The organism is Leptolyngbya sp. NK1-12, from assembly GCF_032598965.1.
Lineage (GTDB): Bacteria > Cyanobacteriota > Cyanobacteriia > Elainellales > Elainellaceae > Elainella.
The window spans coordinates 1139468-1160911 of record NZ_CP053586.1 but is presented as its reverse complement, the minus strand read 5'-3'; the positions used below and the strand labels follow the sequence as shown (position 1 = coordinate 1160911).

Below are 21444 nucleotides of genomic sequence, written 5' to 3'. Positions count from 1 at the left end.
CAAGGGACTTGGAGGAACTGAAATATTTGAGACTTTTTTGAGACTTTTCTGAATGGCTTCAAACATTCGACAGCGATACATCTTCTCCTTGATAGGTGCGAGTTGGAGCCGGGAAGCCACAGCTTGTGCCGTCGGTATAAATCACCTCATCTTCCCAGGGCAAGCGATAAGTGCCCGTGACGAGATCCTGCATGTAGGTGTAGGGGCAATCTTGCGCACCACCTTTGACCGCCACATAGCCGCGATGGCCGAGTTGGTAAATGTTGTTTTCGACTGCCCAATGCCGACGCGCTTCGCGCACCAAGTCGGGCCGCAGTTCGGCAGTAATAATTTCGTCGGGGCGATGACTACCCATCACCAACGGTGTTCCGTCAAAATTGACAAACATGCCCTCGCCCATTGAATCAAATGTGCCGTCGCTGCCGCACATGCAGACCGAGGCGGTGTACATTAAATTGCAAAAAGCATTGGCTTGATTGGTGATTTGCCAGCTATGTCGAATCGGAGCCGTGTAGCCAGCGGTGCGAATCATGATTTCTGCGCCTTTGTAGGCACATTCCCGCGCCATTTCGGGAAACATGCCATCGTGGCAGATGATTAGGGCAAGTGTGCTGCCGTTGGGTCCGGTGCAGACGGGAATACCGAGATTACCGGGTTCCCACGGCTCGACGGGCACCCAGGGATGCAGCTTGCGGTAGTAGAGCCGCAGTTCCCCTTGGTCGTCGAGGATAATGCCACTGTTGTAAGGATTACCGTGGGGATTGATCTCCATAAGCGAGAAGCAGCCCCAAATCTGATGATCTCGACAGGCTTGACTAAACGCTGCCACTTCGGGGCCATCTAAACGGCACATAATCTCAGGATTTGTATCCATCGATAGCCCATGCAGCGCATATTCTGGAAAAACCACCAGATCCATTGTGGGCATGTTGCGACGCGCTTTTCCCACCAGCGTGCAAATCCGTTTGGTCTGCGCCGCCAGATCCTCTGGAGTTTTCACATCCGGCAACTGAAGCTGCACCAAGCCCAGCACCACACCATTCGGAGATTTATTTAACCCACCCAATCCACTCATAGAATTACCTGCGAGTTATCAATTTTGAGTTTTGAGTTTTGAGTAGCCTTCGGCATCGCAGCAAGGCCAAACCTGCGTAACACATAGTCTTGAGATACCGATTGCACTAACCTTCCCTCCCCACCTTCCCCATCTCCCCCATCTCTCTCATCCACCCATCTCATCCAACGCTTAACTGCCCAACGCTTAACTGTCCGTGCCCAACGCTCCCGGTGCACCTGCTAGCGTGCGTTTCGGAGAGCAGGTGAAGATCATAATCAACAGTGTCAATACGTAGGGAGCGGCATTGAAGAGGTAATAGCCTTCCTTGATGCCCACCGATTGCAAGGCGGGACCGAGGGCTTGGGCACCGCCAAACAATAGCGAGGCCCAGAGACAAAGCATCGGATTCCAGCGGGCGAAGATGACCAACGCTACTGCCATTAGGCCCTGCCCGCTCGAAATGCGCTCGGTCCAGACGCCGGGATAGTAGAGGGACAGCGCCGCGCCGCCAATTCCGGCTAGAAAACTTCCGGCCATCACGCTCAGCATCCGCACTTTAAAGATGGAGACGCCCATGGCTCTGGCTGCATCGGGACTATCTCCCACCGCGCGGATGTACAACCCCCAGCGGGTGGACTGAAAGAACCATTTCATGATCGGCGCAATCGCCAAGCCCAGCAGAAACAGGGGGCTGATTTGCAAGGCGGCCTCCACCGCTGGCGGAACATTGCCTCCTGCCAGGTTAAACGTCGGCAACTGAGGCGCAGAGGGTTGAATAAACGGCTTGCCAAAGAAAAAGGCCACACCGCTGCCAAAGATGATCATGGCAATGCCGACGGCCACATCGTTGACACGGGGCTGCTGCGACAACCAGCCATGAATCGCACCGAGCAAGAGTCCGGCTACTCCGGCCACCACGACCCCCAGCCAGGGTGAACCCGTCAGGTAGGAAATGCCATAGGCGCTCATGGCTCCGGTCAGCAGCGTGCCTTCTAAACCGAGGTTGATCTTGCCGCTTTTTTCGGTCAAACATTCACCCAAACTCACGAACAGGAACGGCGTTCCGCCCCGCATCGTTCCGGCAATGATCGCCAGGGGTACTCCCCACCATCCCAATGCTGTTGTTTCTGCTGTCATAACTACAGTAAGTTTTGAGTTTTGAGTTTTGAGTTTTGAGTTTTGAGTTTTGGAAGCGTCTGTGGAGCAGGGTTTTGAGTTCTGAGTTTTCGGCTGACTCATTAGACTAAGAACAGGGTTAGTATCCTTTAACCTTGTAACTCAAAACTCAAAACTCAAAACTTATCGAACTAGGCCGTGACGACGGGTTCTTCTCCTGGGCTGGGCGGTGGCGAGGGAGGCGTGACCATGATCGGCTTTTCCTTGAAGAAGGGAATCTTGCCGTAGAGCGAATCGCTGTAGAGCACAACCAGGAACACCAAGCCCTGAAACACGAGCACCGTTGCGTCAGGCAGGTTGTGAGCGCGTTGCAGGATGCCGCCACTGGCTAAAATGCCGCCCACCAACAGGGAAATTAATACGGCTGCCAACGGGTTATGTCGAGCAGCAAAGGCCACCAGAATGCCGCCATAGCCATAGCCCACATTCAGCGATTCGTTCGCTGCCCCCTGCACTGCCGCCACTTCCACCATCCCGGCTAATCCGGCACAGGAACCCGCCAGAAAACAGGTGATCACCGTTAGCTTTCCGACTGGCAATCCGGCAATTCGAGCGGCGCGTACATTTCCTCCGGCGGTGCGGGCGGCAAAGCCAAACGTGGTGCGCTGCATCAGGACATAGGTGACTAAACAGGCGATCAGGCCATACACCAAGCCCCAATGCACCCGCGTCCCGGGAATCACCCCCAGCATATTCACCTCGGCTAGGGGATAGGTCGAAGGCTTGTTCAGCGAGCTAGGATCCCGCATTGGCCCACCGACAAGGTGATTCAGCAAGGCAATCGCGACGTAGTTGAGCAGCAGGCTGCTAATGGTTTCGTTGACGGCTCGGTAATGGCGTAAGGCTCCGGCTGCTGCAATCCACAGCCCACCCGCCAAGATACCAGCTAAGGCCATTGCCATTTGCACAATGATGGGCGGCACAGCGGTTCCCAGAGTTAATCCCACCGAAACGGCCAGCAATCCTCCCATAATCAGCGCTCCCTCGTTGCCGATGATCACCAGCCCCAAGCGGGCGGGCAACGCCGTACAGAGCGAACTCAACATCAGCGGAGACGCGCGAATCAATGTATTTTGGAATGTACTCCAACTGCCAAATGCCGCCTTCCAAATCGAGCCATAGACCGCAAACGGATTTGCACCCACTGCCGCGCAGAAGATGCCAAACAGTAGCAACCCAACCAAAATTGCCCCGAAGGAGAGACAGAGCGATTCCAATGTGCGACGCCAAGATTGCATAGTGAAAAGTTTTGAGTGTTGAGTTTTGAGTGTTGAGTTGGGAGGTGTATGAAAGTTTTGAGTTTTGAGTGTTGAGTTTTGAGTTGGGAGGTGTATGAGAGTTTTGAGTGTTGAGTTTTGGTGGCGGAGCCTATGCGGAGCACGTAGTGTTGAGTGTTGTAGCTTGCTTCTGCGTGTCGCGCAGCGTTGCCGTAGGCAGTAGCAGTGTTTTGTTGGCGGAGCCTGCGCAGTTGGCGATAGCCTGCCGTTAGGCATAGCGCGTAGTGTTGAGTTGAAGTGGTGGACTATAGGAGTTCTGCGTTTTGTGTGCTTAGTTCTGGGTTGAAGTGGCTGTCTCTGCTCTCAGTTAGACTAGTCAGAGCCAAACTCAAAACTTTTATAGCTCCCCTCAAAACTCAAAACTCAAAACTCAAAACTCAAAACTTTTATAGCTCCCCTCAAAACTCAAAACTCAAAACTCAAAACTCAAAACTTTTGAATTAGCTACCGATCGAACCAATCACCCCTTCAACCAGGTAATTCATTTGCTCCAGTTTGGGGTCTTGTTGTTTCAGGGTTTCGTTGGCAGCAATCACGACGTTGCCTTTGTTGTCTTTGATTTCGCCTTTGTAGATCACCATGCTGCCATCCATAAACTGAGCTTTAACCGCGTCGGCTTTGGTTTTGGTATCGGCGCTGACGGCTGGACCGTAGGGAGATAGTTTACAGAAGCCTTCCTTGAGGCCACCGCGCAAAATATGATCGATGCCGCCATCCATCAGCGTTTTACCGGCGTAAACATCTTCGACGATTTTGCTGTAGATGTTGCTCCAATCCCACTCAGCTCCGGTGAGGTATCCTTTAGGGGCGAGGGCCGTTTGGTCAGCGTGATAGCCAGAGCTAAAGATGCCTCGCTTTTCTGCGGTCTCCATTACGACCTTGGGGCTATCTACGTGGCAGGTCACGACATCGATGCCCTGATCCGCCATGCTGTTGGTGGCCTCGGCTTCTTTGATCGGTTCGGCCCAGTTGCCGGTAAAGACGACCTGCGTGGTGACATTGGGCTTAGCGCTGCGTGCTCCCAGAGTAAAGCTATTGATGTTGCGAAGCACCTGCGGAATCGGTTTGGCACCCACAAAGCCGAGTTTGCCAGTTTTGGAGGTAAGGGCAGCCACGACTCCAGCAACGTACTGCGCCTCATCGATGTAGCCGAAATAGCTGCCCACATTTTTGGGAGTTTTGCCCTCCTGATACAACCCACCCGCATGGAAAAACTGCACATCGGGATACTCCTCGGCTAGCTTCAGGATGTGGGGATCGAAGTAGCCAAAGGAGGTGGGAAAGAGCACTTTTGCTGCGTCGATATCGATCATGCTGCGCATCGACTCGGCCACGGCAGTGGTTTCGGGAACGTTGGCTTCTTCCACCAGCTTCATCCAACTAAATTTTTTAGCCACGGCAGCCGCGCCTTCGGCATGCGCCTGGTTGTAGCCATAGTCATCCTTAGGACCGACATAAATAAACCCAACGGTGAGGGGTTCCCCTTCAGCACTAGCAGTGCCCTGAGTGGCCGAAGAGGTACAACCGCTGAGTTTTGCAGTTGCTCCAAAGGCCGCAGTCGCCAGTAACCCACGCACAACCTGACGGCGAGATAAACCGAAAACCCGATGCTGACTCACGTTCGTCGCTCCCTTACCGCGAAGATTGAGCAAAGTGTATCAGAGCTGGTTTGGCTTGCAGGTGCGAAAAGGTGCGAAAAAAGTGAGCAAAAAGTACGGAAAAAGTTAGGCTTTGACGGAGTGAAATTGTTAGCTACGTAACAAAGGGCGAGCAAGTAAGTTTATAGGATGCCGGTGGGTGTGATTGGATGATTGGGTATTGACGCGATATTTCAATCGCCGGATCAAGCAGTTGCTTGGTTCGTGAATTTCTAGTTCTGAGTGCCCTAGCGGCGTTGTTGTAAGTATGACCCCTGAAGAAGCTTTAGCTGTTGTTGAGTCGGTATGCCACAATCGTCTGAACTCGCTGCAACGGACGGTGTTTCGTTCTGCCTGGGAAGACCGCTCCTATGGCGAAATTGCCCGACAGTCGGGCTATGAACTCAGCTATGTCAAGCAAACCGGCTCCCAGCTCTGGCAACTGCTTTCGCAGGTGTTGGATGAAAAGGTCACTAAGCATAATCTACAGCTCGTTGTGCGGCGCAGAGTTAATGGAAATGTTATAAAGGCCGACTTCCAGCAATCGGAATTCACCGCTTCATCCCCCTCTCCCCCTTCTGCCCTCAATCCCGCCAATCCAACATCCACGCTCAACTGGCCCAAGACCGCGGCTCCTCCAATCGAGGCGACCAGCGAGGGATTGACCATTGCCGACATAGAAACTGCCAGCGTAGCGTTTGCGCCGCGTTCGCAGTCCTCTGTATCAACTGCACCGCATTACGACTGGGGCGATGCCGTCGATCCGTCGGGCTTTTATGGTCGGGATGCGGAACTGGCGACACTGGAGCAGTGGATTGGGTCAGACCGCTGCCGCTTGGTTGGTATCTTTGGCATGGGTGGAATTGGCAAAACGTCGTTATCGATTCAACTGGCGCGTCGCTCTGCCCCATCCTTTCAGTATGTGATTTGGCGTTCACTGCGGAATGCTCCGCCTTTGTCTGATTTGTTAACTGAATTGATTCAGATTCTCTCCAATCAGCGCGAAACCGAACTGCCCGAAAGTAGTGACCAGCAAATTTCTCACTTGTTACACTACCTGCGGCAGCATCGTTGCTTGATTGTTTTAGACAACGGCGAAACGGTGATGCGTCAGGGGGATTTTGGCGGCGGCTATCTACCCGGCTACGAAGCCTACGATGGGCTGTGGCAACGACTGGGGCAAACCGAGCATCAGAGTACATTAGTGCTAACCAGTCGGGAAAAACCCAAAGGCATCGCTGCGCTGGAGGGCAAAGCATTACCGATTCGTTCGCTGCGGTTGGCTGGGCTATCGCCGCAGATTGGCCAAGCGCTGTTCAACCTCAAAGGCGACTTTACGGCCACTTCCGGCGAATGGCAGCGCCTGATCGAGCACTATTCTGGCAATCCGCTGGCGCTGAAGATGGTGGCCCCGGTGATTCAAGATTTATTTGATGGGCAGGTGGCCAGTTTTCTTGACTGTTTGCAAGAAGGTACCTCAGTGTTTGGCGACATCCAAGATCTGCTAGCCCAGCAGATCGACCGGCTTTCGCCGCTAGAGCAACAGGTGATGAACTGGTTGGCGATTGCTCGCAAGCCGATTACCCTGTCCCAACTGCGGGCCAACTTCACGCCGCCGATTGCCCTAGGGCAGCTGCTGGAAGCCTTAGCCTCCTTGGAACGCCGCTGTTTAATCGACAAAGCTGCTGGCAAAACCCAGCCCCGCTTCACCCTGCAAGCTGTGGTGATGGAATATATGACCGAACGGTTGATCACCCAAGTTGCTGAAGAAATTAGTGTTCAGTGCTCAGGCTTGAATCTTAAGTTGAATGGCTTTGGTCAAGCTTTGAGTTATAGTTCCGTGAACACACAGGATAAGCCGCAATCTTTTTCGCCGCAATCTTTTTCGCCGCTTCAAGTGCATGCCCTGATCCAAACTCAAGTAAAAGACTACATTCGCGAAACCCAAACGCGGCTGATCTTGAAGCCAATCGTGGAACGGCTGTTGGCGACTCATTCTCTGACCGAACTGACGCAAGCGGTGCGGCAAATGCTAGTGCAACTCCGGCAGTTGCCCGTACAGCAGATGGGTTATGTCGGAGGTAATTTGCTCAATTTGCTTTGCCAGATGGGGGTAGACCTGACCGGCTGGGACTTTTCTGGATTAACGGTCTGGAATGCCTATTTGCGGGGCGTGAATTTGCATCAGGTCAACTTGGCGGGGGCGGACCTATCGCGGTCGGTGTTTACGGAAACCTTCAGTCAGGTTTTGGCGGTGGCCTTTAGTCCGGATGGCCAACTGTTGGCGACGGGCGATGTGAATCACGAAGTGCGGATCTGGCAGGTGGTGGAAGGCAAACCGCTGCTGAGCTGCCGCATCCATGAAGGCTGGATCTGGTCGGTGGCCTTTAGTCCGGACGGCAAGTGGTTGGCTAGCAGTGCCAATCGGGCCGTGCATCTTTGGGATGTGCAGACGGGCACCTGTGTGCGGACGCTACGCGGCTATAGCGATCGGGTGTTTTCGGTGGCCTTTAGTCCGGATGGGCAGTTGCTGGCGACCGGCAGTGAAGATCACCTGATTCGGATCTGGCAGGTGCGCACGGGCCAGTTGCTGCATACGCTCAGTGGCCACAGCGATGAAGTGCGGTCGGTGGCCTTTAGTCCGGTGGGAATTACCATCGCAGGAGCGAGTGTCTCTAACCTAATAGCCAGCGCCAGCTACGACGGCACGATTCGCCTCTGGGATGCGGTCAGCGGTCAGTGTTTGCGCGTTCTCAGTGGACATTCGCACTGGGTGCGGGCCGTTGCCTTTAGTCCGGATGGGCAGATCTTGGCCAGTGGAGGAGCCGACAGCGATCTGAAGCTGTGGAATCCCAAAACAGGTCGGTGTCTACGTTCACTAGAGGGCCACAATCAACCAATCCGCACGATTGCCTTTAGCCGTGATGGCCGCACTCTAGCTAGCGGCAGTGAGGATCGCACGGTTCGCCTGTGGAACTATCGCACTGGAGACAGTCTGCGCCTTTTATCCGGGCATAGCAGTTGGGTGGCGGCGGTGGCCTTTAGCCCAGAAAACGATTGGCTTGCCAGCGGCAGTGAGGATCAGTCAGTGCGGCTATGGGACAGCCAGACGGGCCTTTGTTTGCGCACACTTCAGGGCTACAGCAACGGCGTTTGGTCAGTGGCCTTTGCCCCAGACGGTACCACCCTCGCCAGCGGCAGCCAGGATCGGCAAATTCGCTTGTGGAATGCCCAGACCGGAGCGCTGTTGGGCAGCCTAGCGGGGCATACAAGCTGGATCTGGTCGGTGGCCTTTTGTCCGACCCAAACGCGGCTCGCCAGTGCCAGTGAAGATCAAACCATCTGCATCTGGGATCGGCGTACCCAGCAGTTGTTGCGCCGGTTAATTGGCCACCAGGATGCGATTCTTGCCGTGCTCTACAGTCCCGACGGCACTACGCTCTGGAGCGCCAGCTTGGACGGCAGCCTCAAACAATGGGACAGTCAAACCGGCGAATGTTACCAAACCCTCCAGGGTCATGCCGGCGGTGTCTGGTGTGCGGCCCTGAGTTTGGACGGAACCCTGTTGGTCAGCGGCAGTCAGGATCAAACCCTAAAGCTCTGGGATGCGGCCAGCGGTCAGTTGCGGCAAACCTTAGTCGGCCATCAGGGCTGGATCCGCAGCGTTGCCCTGAGTCCCGATGGTTTCACGCTGGTCAGTGGCAGTGCGGATGGGGTAATCAAACTCTGGAACCTGAAGCAGGCTGTTTGTGAACAAACGATTGTGGCCCATCAAGGGCCGGTGCTCTCCTTGGCGTTTCACCCCGATGGCCAAACCGTTGCTAGCAGCAGTACCGATACCACAATCAAACTCTGGAGCTTGGACGGCACCTGCCGCCACAGTATTCCGGCTCACGACCGCTGGGTCAAATGCCTCACCTATAGCCCAGACGGCACCAAACTAGCGAGCTGTAGCCAGGATGAAACGATCAAACTATGGCAGCAAGACCAGCTCAGCACTACCCTCCGCATTCCCCGCCCCTATGAAGGTATGACCATTAGCAACGCCAGTGGCTTAACCGTAGCGCAACAGATCAACTTGAAGCTCTTGGGAGCAGTTGATTCGAGTTGATTCGAGTTGCGATATCATGCCTGCAACGGTCCAAACGGTTTAGCATCAGAGACATCATAAATTTCGACTGTATCTCCCCGTCGCAGCATTCGCTTGCCTAATTTCGGAAAGTCAGCAATTTCGACATCCAGGTTCTCTCCTCCCATTAGATACACCAGGTCTTCATCACCCGTATTCCTGAGATGATGAGCAACTGAAGGCGTCGGAAATCCGATAAAATCTCCTACACCCACTGCAAATTCCTCTCCGTTAATTTCTGCCGTACCATGACCAGATAGAATATACATCCATTCTTCTTCGCAGTAATGCGAATGGTAAATAAACGATTCCTTACCAGGAGCCAGCTTCGCAAAATTGACGCCAGTACGCTTCAGCCCTACAGTTCGGCCCAAGTATGTGCCCGAAATTTCTGATCGGGGGTTCCAGGGATGCGAGAAAGTTTGCATACTGGTGGCAATTTGCTCAGCCCGGAGAATCAAAGATGATTTGTTGTTCATGGTTAGATTAGCTGTTCAACGATTGCTTAGCGCTGTAGGATCTGGAGTTTCCTCCCAGAGCTTTGTGCTGATCCTAATATCAAATCTGTTGAATTTAATATAACTTCCCCACCTCCCTCGTTCGGCGAGGCTCACGAGCCGCATCTCCCTCGTTCGGCGAGGCTCACGAGCCTCCACCTCCCCCACTTCCTCCTCAAGAGCCAAAACCATCAAATAATCGGCATCGGCAAACGTACAGTTGCTGTTGTACCTTGATTGATTTGACTATGAATCGCCACATTGCCACCATGTAACCTGACAAGCTGCTGCACTAGGGAAAGCCCCAACCCCAACCCCGGTTGCTCAAACATCTGGCGCTCAAACTGCATGTAGGCTCCAACTCGAGTAATCTGATCTGCGGTCATGCCTCTACCGTGATCGCCAATCGCCAAACAGAACTTTTGCTCCTCTAAATAGCTTCTCACCCAAATCAGCGTGCCCGGTTCAGAAAACTGAAGCGCATTGTTAACCAGTTCTGCCACAATCTTTCTCAGGTAAACCTCAGCCATTCGCACTGGTAGATCTTGCAAGTCCAGCCTCAGATCGGCAATACGGTTAAAGTCTCTAGCGGTCTTCTCGGCTGTGTTCTCGATTGGATCAGGTGTAAAGGGGGTTTCTTGCTGCTGCAATTGTCCAATTCGTACCGGGTCAGTAGCTATCACTTCTAGCTTCGTGTAAAGCAACGCATTTTGGCAGCCTCTTTCCAGCTTTTGAGCAACTTCACGCATACATTGCAAGGTTTCCAAAATTTCGGTGGCAGACATCGTATTGTGATAACGCAACAATACATCGATGAATCCAAGGATGCTGTGCAATGGCGTGTTGATCTCATGCGGCAGAACTGCACTAATGTTGCTGCGTAAGGTTTCCAGATGGAATTGCTCAGCTCGATGACGCACTAGCGCAATCTGAATTGCAATATTTAATTCCTGGGGTTGAAATGGCTTCAACACATAGCCAAAGGGTTCAGTAATTTTAGCTCGTTGTAAAGTATCGGCATCGGCATAGGCGGTGAGAAAAACAATCGGCAGACGAAACTGGGTGCGAATCCGATTGGCTGTTTCAATCCCGTCTGCATCGCCAGGCATGACAATATCCATCAGCACCACATCAGGTTGAGTGGCGGCGATTTGATCGAGGGCGGCCTGCCCGTTGGCGGCGATGCCCGTGACAGTATAGCCCAATTCTTGCAGAGTCATTTCAATTTCTCTAGCAATTAGGACTTCATCTTCAGTAATTAATATTCTGGCAAGTTCCATGATGGTGGGGGCTAGAGTCGTTTGCGGTATTTCAATTCAGAAAAGATCAGTTGAAAACGGGTGCCTTGTGTTCGTTCTAATGTTAGAATTCCCTGCAATTGCAAAGCTAAATCATAAGCAATTTTGAGTCCTAGCGATTGGAGATGATTCAGATCAAAATCAGCAGACATGCCAATTCCATTGTCGTGAACGGATAAAATATAGTGCGTTTGCGATTGAGAAGCAATCATTTCATCCCGTTCTGCTATAGGCGGATATGTATGCAGAGCTGGCATAGGCGGAGATGTATTTCCCACTGCCTCTAACCCAACACAAATTTCGCCCCTACGTCCATTCGGAAAAGCATGTTTAATAGCGTTCGTGATTAGTTCATTCAGCAGCAACCCACAGGGAATCGCCGTATCGAGGTTGAGGCAAACGGGTTGCAGTTGGTAAACCAGACGCACTTGGTTCGCACTGCTATGTGTTGCCAGAATCGTGTTTGCTAATTTCTGAATATATTCGTCGAAGTTGAGCTGCTCTAGATCGTTCGAGCGGTAGAGAATTTCGTGGATCAACCCAATAGCGCGGAGGCGATTACGGCTATCTTCTAAAACATCGAGGACGGCTGTATCTTGAGTCGCGCGAGCTTGCAGCTTTAGCATGGCAGAAATCACCTGCAGGTTATTTTTGACCCGATGGTGAATTTCTTTGATCAAAATCTCTTTTTGCTTGAGCTGAGTTTCTAGCTGCACATACAGCTCCGATTGCTGAATCGCAATTCCCATTTGCACCGCCACCTTTTGCATCAGCTCCACTTCCGCCGGTTGCCATTGGCGATAGACAGCACAGGAGTGGAGAATCAGTAAGCCCCAAACCGTTGAGCCAGTTTCCTCATCGCTCTGCACAATTGGTACCACCAGTTTAGATTTCACCTGAATCTGGTGCATGAACTTTACTAAGCAGTCTGCCAGAATGTCATTGTCTACATTGGTGATGGCACGAGCTTGCCCACGCTGATACAGGGTGCGGCACTCCAGCGGAAACTGCTCTTCTGGAAACCGCATCTCGGCTGTAACCGGGTACTGGGGCAATGTAGCTTCTTTGATCACGCAGCCAGTTCCGTTGGCGTATAGGCGAAAGACAAGGGCGCGATCCACCTGCAAGACCTGCTGCACCTGAGTTACGGCAGCGGCCAGAATTTCTTCTAACCGAAGAGAGCTGCGAATTTGTTGAGAAATGGTTTGCAGCAGTTGCTCATACTGCACTTGTTGCGCCAGGGCTTGTTCCGCCCGTCGGCGTTCTGATAATTGAGTTTTGAGGGTGTCGTAGAGATTAGTTTGGCGAATCGCAATCCCGACCTGATCGGCAAATTGGGTCAAGAGATCGAGTTCAAACGGCTGCCAGTGGCGCGGAGCTGTACAGTGGTGAGCCAGCAGCAAGCCCCAGAGCTGCTGATCCTGTAGAATTGGCACTACTAAATTCGCGCGCACCTGGGACTGGGCCAAAAAGTCTACATAGCAAGGGGTTAGATCTGCGCTGTAAATATCACTGATGGCGCTCGTGTGTCCTTGCTGATAGCGTTCGGCCACCTGCATCGAAAAGCAAGGATCGTGGAAGTGTGCTCCCAGAATGGAGAACTGAGGGTCAGAAACCGCCTCCACCGCAATATAGCCGCTGCCCTCTGGCTCAAACTGAAAGATCAACACCCGATCGGTTTGTAAAAACGCTTGTACCTGATTGACGCTGGTAGTGAGAATATAGTTGAGATTGAGGGATTCGCGTGTCCGAAAAGCCACCTGGCGCAGCAAAGCTTCCCGATTTGCCTGTTGCTGCAAGAGTTGTTCAGATTGCTTGCGTTGGCTGATGTCAGACACTCGAACGAGCGTCATTTTTCGCCCAGCGATATGAATTGTCTTGGCGGCAATGCTACCCCAAAAAAAATGTCCCCTCAGTGTGCAGTATTCGATTTCACCACTCCAGACGCCGTTTGCCGCGAGCTGTTGCTGCGCGACTAGCACATCGTTCCCCCAAAATGGATGGCGATGCAGCGTGTGCCCCTGAATGCCGATCAACTCATCGGTGTGGTTGGCTTCAAACAGATCGACGGCTCGCTGATTGCAGTTGAGGATCAACAATGTGACTGGATCCACCAGAAAAACTGCGTCAGCCGATTCTTGAAAGACAGCTTCAAATAAATCGCGGCTGCGGTGAATTTCAGCTTCTGCCTGCTTTTGCGCCGTGATGTCTTCGGCGATGCGGGCTACTCGGTAGGCTGCTCCTTGAGAATTATAAATAGGGAAAGCTCGCTCCCGAATCCAGCAAATGTCTGTGTCCGATTGCAGAATCCGGTACTCAATATCTTCTTCGTGATATTCCAACCGATTAATTGCCACAATCGCCATCCAGATGCGGTCCTCCGGATGCACCGCATCCAGCCATGCTTTCGGGTTCTGGTAGAGGGTCGCGGTTGGAATGCCCCAGACTTCGGCAAAACTGGGACTCACGTAGAGTAAATTTCCCTCCAGGTCTTCCATCCAAAACACCTTGGGAATATTTTCGGTGAATTGGCGAAACAGTTCCTCACTTTCTTGCAGGGCGGCAGTGCGGGACTGAATCCGTTGCTCTAGCTCCGTATTTAACTGCTGTAGCGCTAATTCTGCGGTTTTGCGGCTGGTGATGTCGATGCAGTAGCCAATAATTTCTACTGGAGCACCCGCCGCATCTCGGATCAGTTTAGCCTCATCTTGGAGCCAGCAATAATTGCCAGATGGATGCAAAAACCGGTATTCATAGCTGACATGTCCGTTTTTGATCAGCTGCGTGATCGCCTGATGCACGACGGAAATATCGTCAGGATGGAGGCACTGTAGCCAAAAGCCGGACTTCTGGTAAAATTGCTCAACCTTATATCCTGTTAATGTTTCGATGTTCTGGCTCACAAAGGTGGCAGTATAGGGAGACTTTGGCTTGGCAGTGTAGATCACAGCAGGCGAGGAGGTGAGTAGAAAGTTCAGTCGCTCCTGGCTTGCTTGTAGGGCCATTTGGGCCTGTTTGCGTTTGGTGATGTTATTGCTGGTGCCGACAATGCGGTAAATGCGCCCCTGCTCATCTTGTAAAGGCGTCAGGCGCGTCTGCCACCATAGGTCTTGGCCTTGGAAGGAGAGCCTCTCCTCAAAGAGGATCCCCCCCTCTTCAACACAGCGTTGATAATTTCTGCGCACTTCAGCGGCGGTTGTGGGCGGCAGCACCTGTTCTGGCGTTTTACCGCGCAGTGCTTCGTTAGCGATGCCAGTCATCTTAACGTGGACCGGATTGAATCCCGCATAGTGAAAATCGCCATCTGCTGTGATATCAACGACAAAGATGCTAGTTCTCACGCCTTCATAAATACTGCGTAGAAAGGCTTCTTTTTCCCGCAGTTCAGCCTCGGTGCGTTTGCGCTCGGTGATGTCTACGTCAATAGCTGTCAACACCCAGCTATTCGAGGCAGCGTCCCACTCAGCCGTGACAAAGCCAGCAATCCAGCGCAGGTTGCCATCTTTGTGATAAAAGCGATACTCTGCCGTTAACACCCTGGGCTGGGTTACCTGCTCAGGCAGCAGCAGTTTAGCTAAATCATCTGGAAACACATGCGAGCGCCATAGGTGTTTGTCGGCGAGAAACTCTTCGGCACTGAAACCAAACACCTGCTGACAGCCAGCCGACATGTAGTCATACTCAAACTCTTGATCGGAAAGGCGACGCAGGCGGGCAATCGCTGCATTCGTACAGTTGAGAATACTGCTGAGTTGGGCCTCTCGCTGCTGATAGGCGGCTTCGGTTTGCTTGCAGGTGCTAATATCCTGCACCATCAACGTATAGAGCTGGGGAGCGCTACTGACCTCACCCACACGAGCCACGGTGGTTTTGGCCCACAGGAGAACACCGTTTTTACAGATGTAGCGTTTCTCAAGCGAAAAATTGGACTGAATGCCGCTGTCTAAGGTATGAATACCAATGCAGAGCAGCTGCCAATCCTCAGGATGAATCAGGTCTGACAAGGGTAGCGGCAGGTCGGTTGTGTGATAGCTCAACAGGTCACAAAACTTCTGATTCGCCTTGATGACACGCCGGTCTGAGTCCAGGAAAGCAATCCCCACACCAGACTGCTCAAACAAGGTTCGAAACAGCAAATCGGCTTGTCCAAGAGCAACCTCTAAATCAGGCAAATCGGAGCGCATAACCCTATCCTCAGTCGATCGAAAATGAAGTCATTTTGCCTACTAGACTTGGGTTCGTTCGCGCAGTGTGTGATAGCACAATTCCCCTTGTCTGGGATGCCCGCAGGGCTATAATCCCCCTTGTCAAGGAGAACTTCAAACCACGGTTGGCTTGGTTCCCCCCCTTTTGTAAGCTACGGTATACACACAAGTCGAAGATCCCTCCTAACCTCCTTAAATAAAGGGGGAACCGGAGGCGAAGCCTGGGCGCAGCCCATCCCAACCAGGGATTGAAGTCCCCCTTATCAAGGGGGATTTAGGGGGATCAAACCCTTGCATTGAGTCGCGATCGAGATCGGTGTACACGGTAGCTTTTTGTAAGGAAGGGGAGGGGGGATCTCAACAGGATTTGCGATCTACTGCTCCTCTTTATTGGACCTGTTGGTTGTACATGATTTTCCTGACTTAGTTCCCAAGCTATCATCACTTTTTGCTCCTGAATGCTGCTGATTGTCTTGCCGTTGATTTTTCTCACCTCAATTCTTCTAGATTGTCCTCTAAGCAGCGTTTTGTACTATGCCGTACTTCGGTTTATATATCTCCTGATAAATTGGAGTTCGCAGATTCAGCCAAATTTCGTGACATGATTTAGAGACCGTCAGCACAACGTCAGTATGGTGCCCACTCAAGCTAAATAGAACGTGACAAGCAGGCAGATTATAGTCTGCCCCAAATTCTATAACTCTACCGTAGAGCTGATCGGTGTATCGAATGCCCTGATACAGGTTGTGGTCGAGGATAAAGCGAAAGCGGGATGCGGCATGGTCTGGAATGACGGTCACGGCGAGCATTGGTAGGAGAGCTAGAAACTTCAAGCCCAGTAGCCAAAGAATTCTCTGCTCAAGTTGACTAATGTTTTGACGGGCGCAAAATGCAGTTGTGTCTACTTTTCGATGTAACTCGATCAGTTTTTCTAGCTCCCGCAACTTGCCCTGAAGCTCTCTATGATTGGGACAGAGTTGCTGCAAACGCAAATTGATGTCTTCTTGCAGATAGGACTGTAGCCCAACACCAAAAAGAGGGTAATGCCAGCAGCAGGCGTATTGGTATAAAAACTGGCGCAAGTAGTACTGCGTGTAGCAAGAAAGTCGCATGGTCCACGATAGATGCAAGTCAGTCGATTTAACTAGCCAATTTACAGCATTTTTCACTCATGTGAGGTATAGGGTGTGTGGGAGCGAAGCCCCCGCAGGGGCACTGCCCCTTCACCCCGTTTTTCGTACTTCACTAGCCTGAAAAAGGCTGCAACTAACAGATGCAGAAGGCTCAAAGTACGCCTGCATTAAAGAGATACCCAATCTGAACAGCCCAGAATCAATAACATCGATGCGAACATCAACACAAACGACACAAATCGTGCCGTTTTCCAACTGTAGAACAGTGCCTTGACACGCAATTGCTTAGTCAGTCAAGAGTAGGTCAAGCGAGTCACGACTCTATGGTGCAAACTCCACATATAGAAAAATGTGTATGGATTGGCGAATTGCTAGATTCACTTCACCATTCACTCACGCAACGGCAACAGCAAAGCAGTGGATGACCCCGTCAGGAACACGCGAATATCATGTTCAATTTTAAGGATTAGTATATCAATTTCTGGGGTATTAATACTGACAATCAGCGATCTGCCGTAGGTCAGGAGCAGGTAGTCAATCAGCATGCTTTCACTTAAAGTTTCTGCCTTGATGCAGCCAATCCATCTTTAACTTGACTAATGTGCTGATTAAGTAGCGTGATGCTAAGTTTGGGCATGATTTTTGACTTGTTGAATTATCTATTCGTGAGAGTTTTTAATTTAAAACGGCCAAAGACGAATTAGTCGGCAGTAATGTTGACTAGCTTCACCGTATTACTACAGAGAATAATTGAACGCAAGGCGCATTCGGGGCAAACGGTAGCAAGCATGTGAATTTTTAGGGAAATTCCGGGAAAAATGATCCTATTGCGGCCAATTATTGCAGAACTAGCCTCAGTAATATCCTCTAGAACGGCAATAGCTTGCGGAAAACTGCTGACTTCATTTGATTTCATTTGACCTCATCTAACAATGCTGACACTACTTTGGCTGGCCTGCAAAACCCGAACCCGATACCAATTTCACTTTATTTTTCACGTTTTGATTCCATGCTTAGTACCCCTAAACTGATAGGATCTATTTCGTCTACTCCGATTCCCAAGTTCAAGCCCAAATTGTCAACGTGGTCTGTACTGTTGACAGCACTGATTGCTGCAATCATGAGTGCTACTGCCATTTATCAGTTCAATCAAATTGCAGAGCGCAGTAATAACACCAGACTGCTTCTAACCCGCCTAAAAGAGCAAGTAAGCAGACTCAACGCTTTGGAGTGGGAAGGGATTGCGAAAGGTGAGATCGATGAGAATTTGACTGAGGAGCTAGCTGAAAATCGCCAGAGTACTGATATCATTCTGAATGAGCTGCAACAACTTGATCAACAAGACAGCCTCAGCAACCTGTTTTCGCTCTATATGCTCTACAGGACCGAGATTGATGACGCCATGGGGCTAATTGCTCAAGGCAAGATCAAAGAGGCAATCGATATTGATGCAGATGGCATTGATGAAATCTACGATGATCTATACGCTGAAGTTGCAATTCTAGAAAAAAGATTTATAGAACAAAAGGAACAGACACGTAGAATTGCCGATTTTGGCACCAGTGCATCGTTGATTTTGTCCGCTGCAATTATTGGAAGTTTGTTTCACCGATTCAGCAACAAGTTGTGGGCTAAAAATCAAGCTCTCGAAACTGCCTTGCAGGATCTGCAGCAAACGCAAAGCCAGCTGATTCAGCAGGAAAAGATGGCAGCTTTGGGGCAGTTAATTGCTGGAGTGGCGCACGAGATCAATAATCCTTTGGGTACTATCAAAGCGTCTGCTGACAACACTCACAAAGCACTACAGGAAGCGTTGGTCGAACTGCCTTACCTACACCAACGGTTAAACGATGCAGAACAGGCGAGCTTCTTTGAGTTGGTCGAGCGAGCACTCAATAGTCAACCTCTGATTGCATCCACTGAAAACCGGGCGCTGAAGCGCAAACTCACGGCTCAACTTCAGGAGTATGGACTTGAAAATGCCAGAGACACTGCTGATCTACTCATGGACATGGGCATCCATGAACAAACTGAGTTTTTAGCACCTCTCTTAAAAGGTGACCAGGGTGAATGGGCGGTGCAGTTTGCCTATAACCTGACCTGTTCGTTTATTAATAACCAAATGATTCTACGAGCTGTTGATCGTTCTGCCAAAATCGTTTTTGCCTTGAAGAGCTATGCTCGGTTTGACCAAATCGGGAAAAAGCAGCGCGTGGAAGTCACAGATGGATTAGAAACGGTAATCGAGATCTATCACAACCAGCTGAAGCGCAATATCGAACTAATTCGCGACTATCAACCCATTCCTGCAATCTGGGGCTATCCAGATGAGCTGATTCAGGTCTGGACTAACCTGATTCATAATGCTATTCAGGCGATGCAGTCAAAGGGAAAGCTGATGCTGGCAACTCGCCAACAGGATGACGGAGTGGAAGTCAGCATTACAGACACAGGTTCTGGGATCTCTCCAGAAGTGCAGCAGAGGATGTTTGACGCCTTTTTTACCACCAAGGCCGCAGGAGAAGGCAGCGGGCTAGGACTGTATATCAGTCAAAAGATTGTTGAGAAACACCAGGGCTATATTGCGGTAGAAAGCCAGCCTGGATGCACTCAATTCAAGGTTTGGCTGCCGATTGGAGCGGTTTAACGTGGAGAAAACTAAGGAATGAATTAGGAGATACTGAATCATGTCCGATGCAGCAATTCTTTGTGTAGACGACGAAGTCACTATTTTGAAATGCCTGAAAGAACAGCTAAAACGCTGCTTTGGCAATCGCTATATCTATGAGGTTGCTCAAAATGCTGAAGAAGCCTGGATCGTGATCGATGAACTAATCAGCGAAGAGATCAAAATTTTGATCATTGTCTCGGATTGGTTAATGCCTGGGATCAAAGGCGATGAATTTTTGACTCAAGTGCATCAGCGCTTTCCTAAAATTGTTACCGTGATGTTGACGGGGCAAGCTGACGAAGCCGCAATTGAGCGAGCGAGACGAGAAGCAAATCTCTATGCCTGCCTCCACAAACCCTGGACTGAGGCAGAGTTGCAGCAAGTGATTAGTACGGCACTGGATTGATATCGATGATACGAGCGGCAATTGTTTGTGTAGATGATGAATGGACCATTCTCAGAAGTTTAGGGCAACAACTCAAGCGCAATTTCGGCAAAGATTATGATATTGAGCTGATCAGTAGCGGTGAAGATGCACTGTTACTCTGTGCAGAACTAGTTGCGGAAGGCAAACAAATTCCTCTGATCATTTCGGATCAAAAAATGCGCGGCATGGAGGGCGATGCTTTATTGATTCAGCTTCACTCCCTCTATCCCAAGACCTTAAAGATCATGCTAACCGGTCAGGCTGATGCCGATTCTGTAGGGAATGTGGTAAATGCGGCGGCTCTATATCGCTACATCCGTAAACCCTGGGATGAAACGGATCTCATCTTGACCGTGACGGAAGCCTTACGCCGCTTCCAGCAAGAGCAGCAGATAGCCGAACAGAATGCATCGCTCAAGCAGATCAATGCCCGGTTAGAAAGCTCGTTGGCATTGCTATTGGCAACTCTAGAAGCAACCGCAGACGGAATTCTGGTGCTGGATAACGAAGGGAACGTTGTCAGCTTTAATCAACGGTTTGCTAGGATCTGGCACCTGTCAGATCAAGTATTAGGGGATTGCCCGCAGCAATCGCTCGACTCTATCCTGGATGCTTTGTTCGCGCCGGATGTAGCCTATTTCCAGGATCTACTGACTCAAATTCACACAGAAGCACATAACTTCTTCCAACTCAAAAATGACAGAGTAATTGAATATTACCTACGCCCCCAGTACCTAAACGGTCAGATCGTCGGTCGGGTCTGGAGTTTCCGCGATGTCACCCAAGCGAAACAGGCCGAAGCCATCGTCAAACACCAGGCGTTGCATGACCCGCTTACCAATTTGCCGAATCGAATTCTATTCAACCAAAAATTTGCTGAAGCACTAGCTCAAGTAACGGATGCCTCAGACGGGCAACGAGACCTGCTAGCCGTCATGTTTCTCGACCTGGACCGATTTAAGCAAATCAACGACACCCTGGGCCATGCGATCGGGGATGGTTTGCTGCAACAGGTGGTGCAACGCCTCAGTGCCTGTCTCCGAGAGATCGATCTGTTGGCCCGCTGGGGGGGAGATGAATTTGTGCTGCTTTTGCCTCACATCAATAGTCGAAACGATGCAAGCGCGGTGGCTGACAGACTAATTGCGGCTCTCCAGCCTGCTTTTGTATTGGAAGGTCATTCTTTGCACGTCACTACCAGTGTAGGGATTGCCATCTATCCTGACGATGGCCTGGATGCGACCACATTACTCCAGAAGGCCGATACAGCGCTATATCAGGCCAAAAAATTGGGGCGAAATAACTGTCAATATTTTTCCATCGCCGTTTAGTCTGTAACAAACTCAACAAGCGATGGTGATTGTCCTCGATAATAGCTGAGTGTATAGTCAGGATACGAAAGAGCTACAATCCCCCAGGGCTGGGGGATCTTGTTTGCTTGCAGCCACCTTCTCTAACTGAATGACTGTATAGGGCTGCACTGGACTGTTTCCTACCTCACTAACACAGTCATGTATTTGCCTTCAAAGGGGGCAGGAATCAGAGGTGTAAATCGGGCACGGTCACTGGCAATCTGCTTGACGGTAAACTCGTTCATCTGGTGAATCACCTGGTCCCGTGTGCCGATAATCCAGATCTGCACTCGCTCGTCACAAGGATTCTTCAACAGTGCGTTGAACTCAGTGGTCATTGTTTGTAACCTCGCTGATGAAGTTGGAAGAAATGGCTTAAGGCAGTTTGCCCTAACTACTGGGGACATCAGCGAGGCTGCTCATTGATCTTGTACAATCAACACAGCCTCACCTCCTGCCTACTACAGGAAGTTAGGTTAGCTGGTCCACGGGTGTTGGTCGCACTCTGGATCAGCGCCCTGAGCCTTAAGCCAGGGGTCTGGTTGCCCTAGGGCGGAGCAAACCAGTATTGGACAGGATAGAACA

Annotated in this window: 15 protein-coding genes; 4 read left to right on the top strand and 11 right to left on the bottom strand. The window is 51.0% G+C overall.

The window, feature by feature from the left end:
- Positions 1–58: 58 nt before the first annotated feature.
- From HJG54_RS04390 to HJG54_RS04375, 4 genes are all read right to left on the bottom strand, one after another.
- The gene (locus HJG54_RS04390; protein ID WP_316433577.1) at positions 59–1075 is read right to left on the bottom strand and encodes a formamidase; all 1017 of its coding nucleotides are present in this window, start codon (positions 1073–1075) and stop codon (positions 59–61) included.
- A 186-nt stretch (positions 1076–1261) separates the two neighbouring features.
- On the bottom strand, positions 1262–2194 hold the full coding sequence (locus HJG54_RS04385; RefSeq protein ID WP_316433576.1) for an ABC transporter permease: 933 nt from the start codon (positions 2192–2194) through the stop codon (positions 1262–1264).
- Between the two features lie 170 nt (positions 2195–2364).
- Entirely contained in the window at positions 2365–3471 is a 1107-nt protein-coding gene (locus tag HJG54_RS04380; RefSeq protein WP_316433574.1) for an ABC transporter permease, read from the bottom strand.
- A gap of 479 nt (positions 3472–3950) precedes the next feature.
- Positions 3951–5129 carry a BMP family ABC transporter substrate-binding protein gene (locus tag HJG54_RS04375; protein WP_316433573.1) on the bottom strand — a complete coding sequence of 393 codons (1179 nt, stop codon included), beginning with the start codon at positions 5127–5129 and terminating at the stop codon, positions 3951–3953.
- Between the two features lie 286 nt (positions 5130–5415).
- Between HJG54_RS04375 and HJG54_RS04370 the strand changes: the two genes are divergently transcribed.
- On the top strand, positions 5416–9258 hold the full coding sequence (locus tag HJG54_RS04370; RefSeq protein ID WP_316433572.1) for an NB-ARC domain-containing protein: 3843 nt from the start codon (positions 5416–5418) through the stop codon (positions 9256–9258).
- 14 nt (positions 9259–9272) lie between these two features.
- Here the strand turns inward: HJG54_RS04370 and HJG54_RS04365 are convergent, their stop codons facing one another.
- The 6 genes from HJG54_RS04365 to HJG54_RS04340 all read right to left on the bottom strand — a co-directional run bounded on the left by HJG54_RS04365 (position 9273) and on the right by HJG54_RS04340 (position 17325).
- Positions 9273–9755, bottom strand: coding sequence for a cupin domain-containing protein (locus tag HJG54_RS04365; protein WP_316433570.1), 483 nt, complete (start codon positions 9753–9755; stop codon positions 9273–9275).
- 209 nt (positions 9756–9964) lie between these two features.
- The gene (locus tag HJG54_RS04360; protein WP_316433569.1) at positions 9965–11053 is read right to left on the bottom strand and encodes a hybrid sensor histidine kinase/response regulator; all 1089 of its coding nucleotides are present in this window, start codon (positions 11051–11053) and stop codon (positions 9965–9967) included.
- Between the two features lie 11 nt (positions 11054–11064).
- Positions 11065–15255: a PAS domain S-box protein gene (locus tag HJG54_RS04355; protein WP_316433568.1), complete on the bottom strand. Its 4191-nt coding sequence runs from the start codon at positions 15253–15255 to the stop codon at positions 11065–11067.
- A 536-nt stretch (positions 15256–15791) separates the two neighbouring features.
- A complete protein-coding gene (locus HJG54_RS04350) occupies positions 15792–16388 on the bottom strand; it encodes a hypothetical protein (RefSeq protein ID WP_316433567.1) in 597 nt (198 codons plus the stop codon).
- 410 nt (positions 16389–16798) lie between these two features.
- Positions 16799–16954 carry a hypothetical protein gene (locus HJG54_RS04345; RefSeq protein ID WP_316433566.1) on the bottom strand — a complete coding sequence of 52 codons (156 nt, stop codon included), beginning with the start codon at positions 16952–16954 and terminating at the stop codon, positions 16799–16801.
- A gap of 155 nt (positions 16955–17109) precedes the next feature.
- Positions 17110–17325, bottom strand: coding sequence for a hypothetical protein (locus tag HJG54_RS04340; protein ID WP_316433565.1), 216 nt, complete (start codon positions 17323–17325; stop codon positions 17110–17112).
- A gap of 204 nt (positions 17326–17529) precedes the next feature.
- Here HJG54_RS04340 and HJG54_RS04335 point away from each other — a divergent pair, with 204 nt between their 5' ends.
- From HJG54_RS04335 to HJG54_RS04325, 3 genes are read left to right on the top strand one after another with little or no spacing between them, the layout of a single operon-like run.
- Positions 17530–19056, top strand: a complete 1527-nt coding sequence (locus HJG54_RS04335) for an ATP-binding protein (RefSeq protein ID WP_316433564.1) — start codon at positions 17530–17532, stop codon at positions 19054–19056.
- 40 nt (positions 19057–19096) lie between these two features.
- On the top strand, positions 19097–19486 hold the full coding sequence (locus HJG54_RS04330) for a response regulator (RefSeq protein ID WP_036002089.1): 390 nt from the start codon (positions 19097–19099) through the stop codon (positions 19484–19486).
- A gap of 5 nt (positions 19487–19491) precedes the next feature.
- A complete protein-coding gene (locus HJG54_RS04325; RefSeq protein WP_316433563.1) occupies positions 19492–20838 on the top strand; it encodes a diguanylate cyclase domain-containing protein in 1347 nt (448 codons plus the stop codon).
- Positions 20839–20999: 161 nt separating this feature from the next.
- Here HJG54_RS04325 and HJG54_RS04320 read toward each other — a convergent pair whose 3' ends face one another.
- Positions 21000–21197, bottom strand: a complete 198-nt coding sequence (locus tag HJG54_RS04320) for a hypothetical protein (protein WP_316433562.1) — start codon at positions 21195–21197, stop codon at positions 21000–21002.
- Between the last annotated feature and the right edge of the window lie 247 nt (positions 21198–21444).

What these genes read in the sequence shown, in the direction of transcription:
- HJG54_RS04390 (WP_316433577.1), bottom strand. Translation starts at nt 1,075, where the DNA reads ATGAGTGGATTGGGTGGGTTAAATAAATCTCCGAATGGTGTGGTGCTG.
- HJG54_RS04385 (WP_316433576.1), bottom strand. Translation starts at nt 2,194, where the DNA reads ATGACAGCAGAAACAACAGCATTGGGATGGTGGGGAGTACCCCTGGCG.
- HJG54_RS04380 (WP_316433574.1), bottom strand. Translation starts at nt 3,471, where the DNA reads ATGCAATCTTGGCGTCGCACATTGGAATCGCTCTGTCTCTCCTTCGGG.
- HJG54_RS04370 (WP_316433572.1), top strand. Translation starts at nt 5,416, where the DNA reads ATGACCCCTGAAGAAGCTTTAGCTGTTGTTGAGTCGGTATGCCACAAT.
- HJG54_RS04365 (WP_316433570.1), bottom strand. Translation starts at nt 9,755, where the DNA reads ATGAACAACAAATCATCTTTGATTCTCCGGGCTGAGCAAATTGCCACC.
- HJG54_RS04360 (WP_316433569.1), bottom strand. Translation starts at nt 11,053, where the DNA reads ATGGAACTTGCCAGAATATTAATTACTGAAGATGAAGTCCTAATTGCT.
- HJG54_RS04355 (WP_316433568.1), bottom strand. Translation starts at nt 15,255, where the DNA reads ATGCGCTCCGATTTGCCTGATTTAGAGGTTGCTCTTGGACAAGCCGAT.
- HJG54_RS04350 (WP_316433567.1), bottom strand. Translation starts at nt 16,388, where the DNA reads ATGCGACTTTCTTGCTACACGCAGTACTACTTGCGCCAGTTTTTATAC.
- HJG54_RS04345 (WP_316433566.1), bottom strand. Translation starts at nt 16,954, where the DNA reads ATGCTGATTGACTACCTGCTCCTGACCTACGGCAGATCGCTGATTGTC.
- HJG54_RS04340 (WP_316433565.1), bottom strand. Translation starts at nt 17,325, where the DNA reads ATGAAATCAAATGAAGTCAGCAGTTTTCCGCAAGCTATTGCCGTTCTA.
- HJG54_RS04335 (WP_316433564.1), top strand. Translation starts at nt 17,530, where the DNA reads ATGAGTGCTACTGCCATTTATCAGTTCAATCAAATTGCAGAGCGCAGT.
- HJG54_RS04330 (WP_036002089.1), top strand. Translation starts at nt 19,097, where the DNA reads ATGTCCGATGCAGCAATTCTTTGTGTAGACGACGAAGTCACTATTTTG.
- HJG54_RS04325 (WP_316433563.1), top strand. Translation starts at nt 19,492, where the DNA reads ATGATACGAGCGGCAATTGTTTGTGTAGATGATGAATGGACCATTCTC.
- HJG54_RS04320 (WP_316433562.1), bottom strand. Translation starts at nt 21,197, where the DNA reads ATGACCACTGAGTTCAACGCACTGTTGAAGAATCCTTGTGACGAGCGA.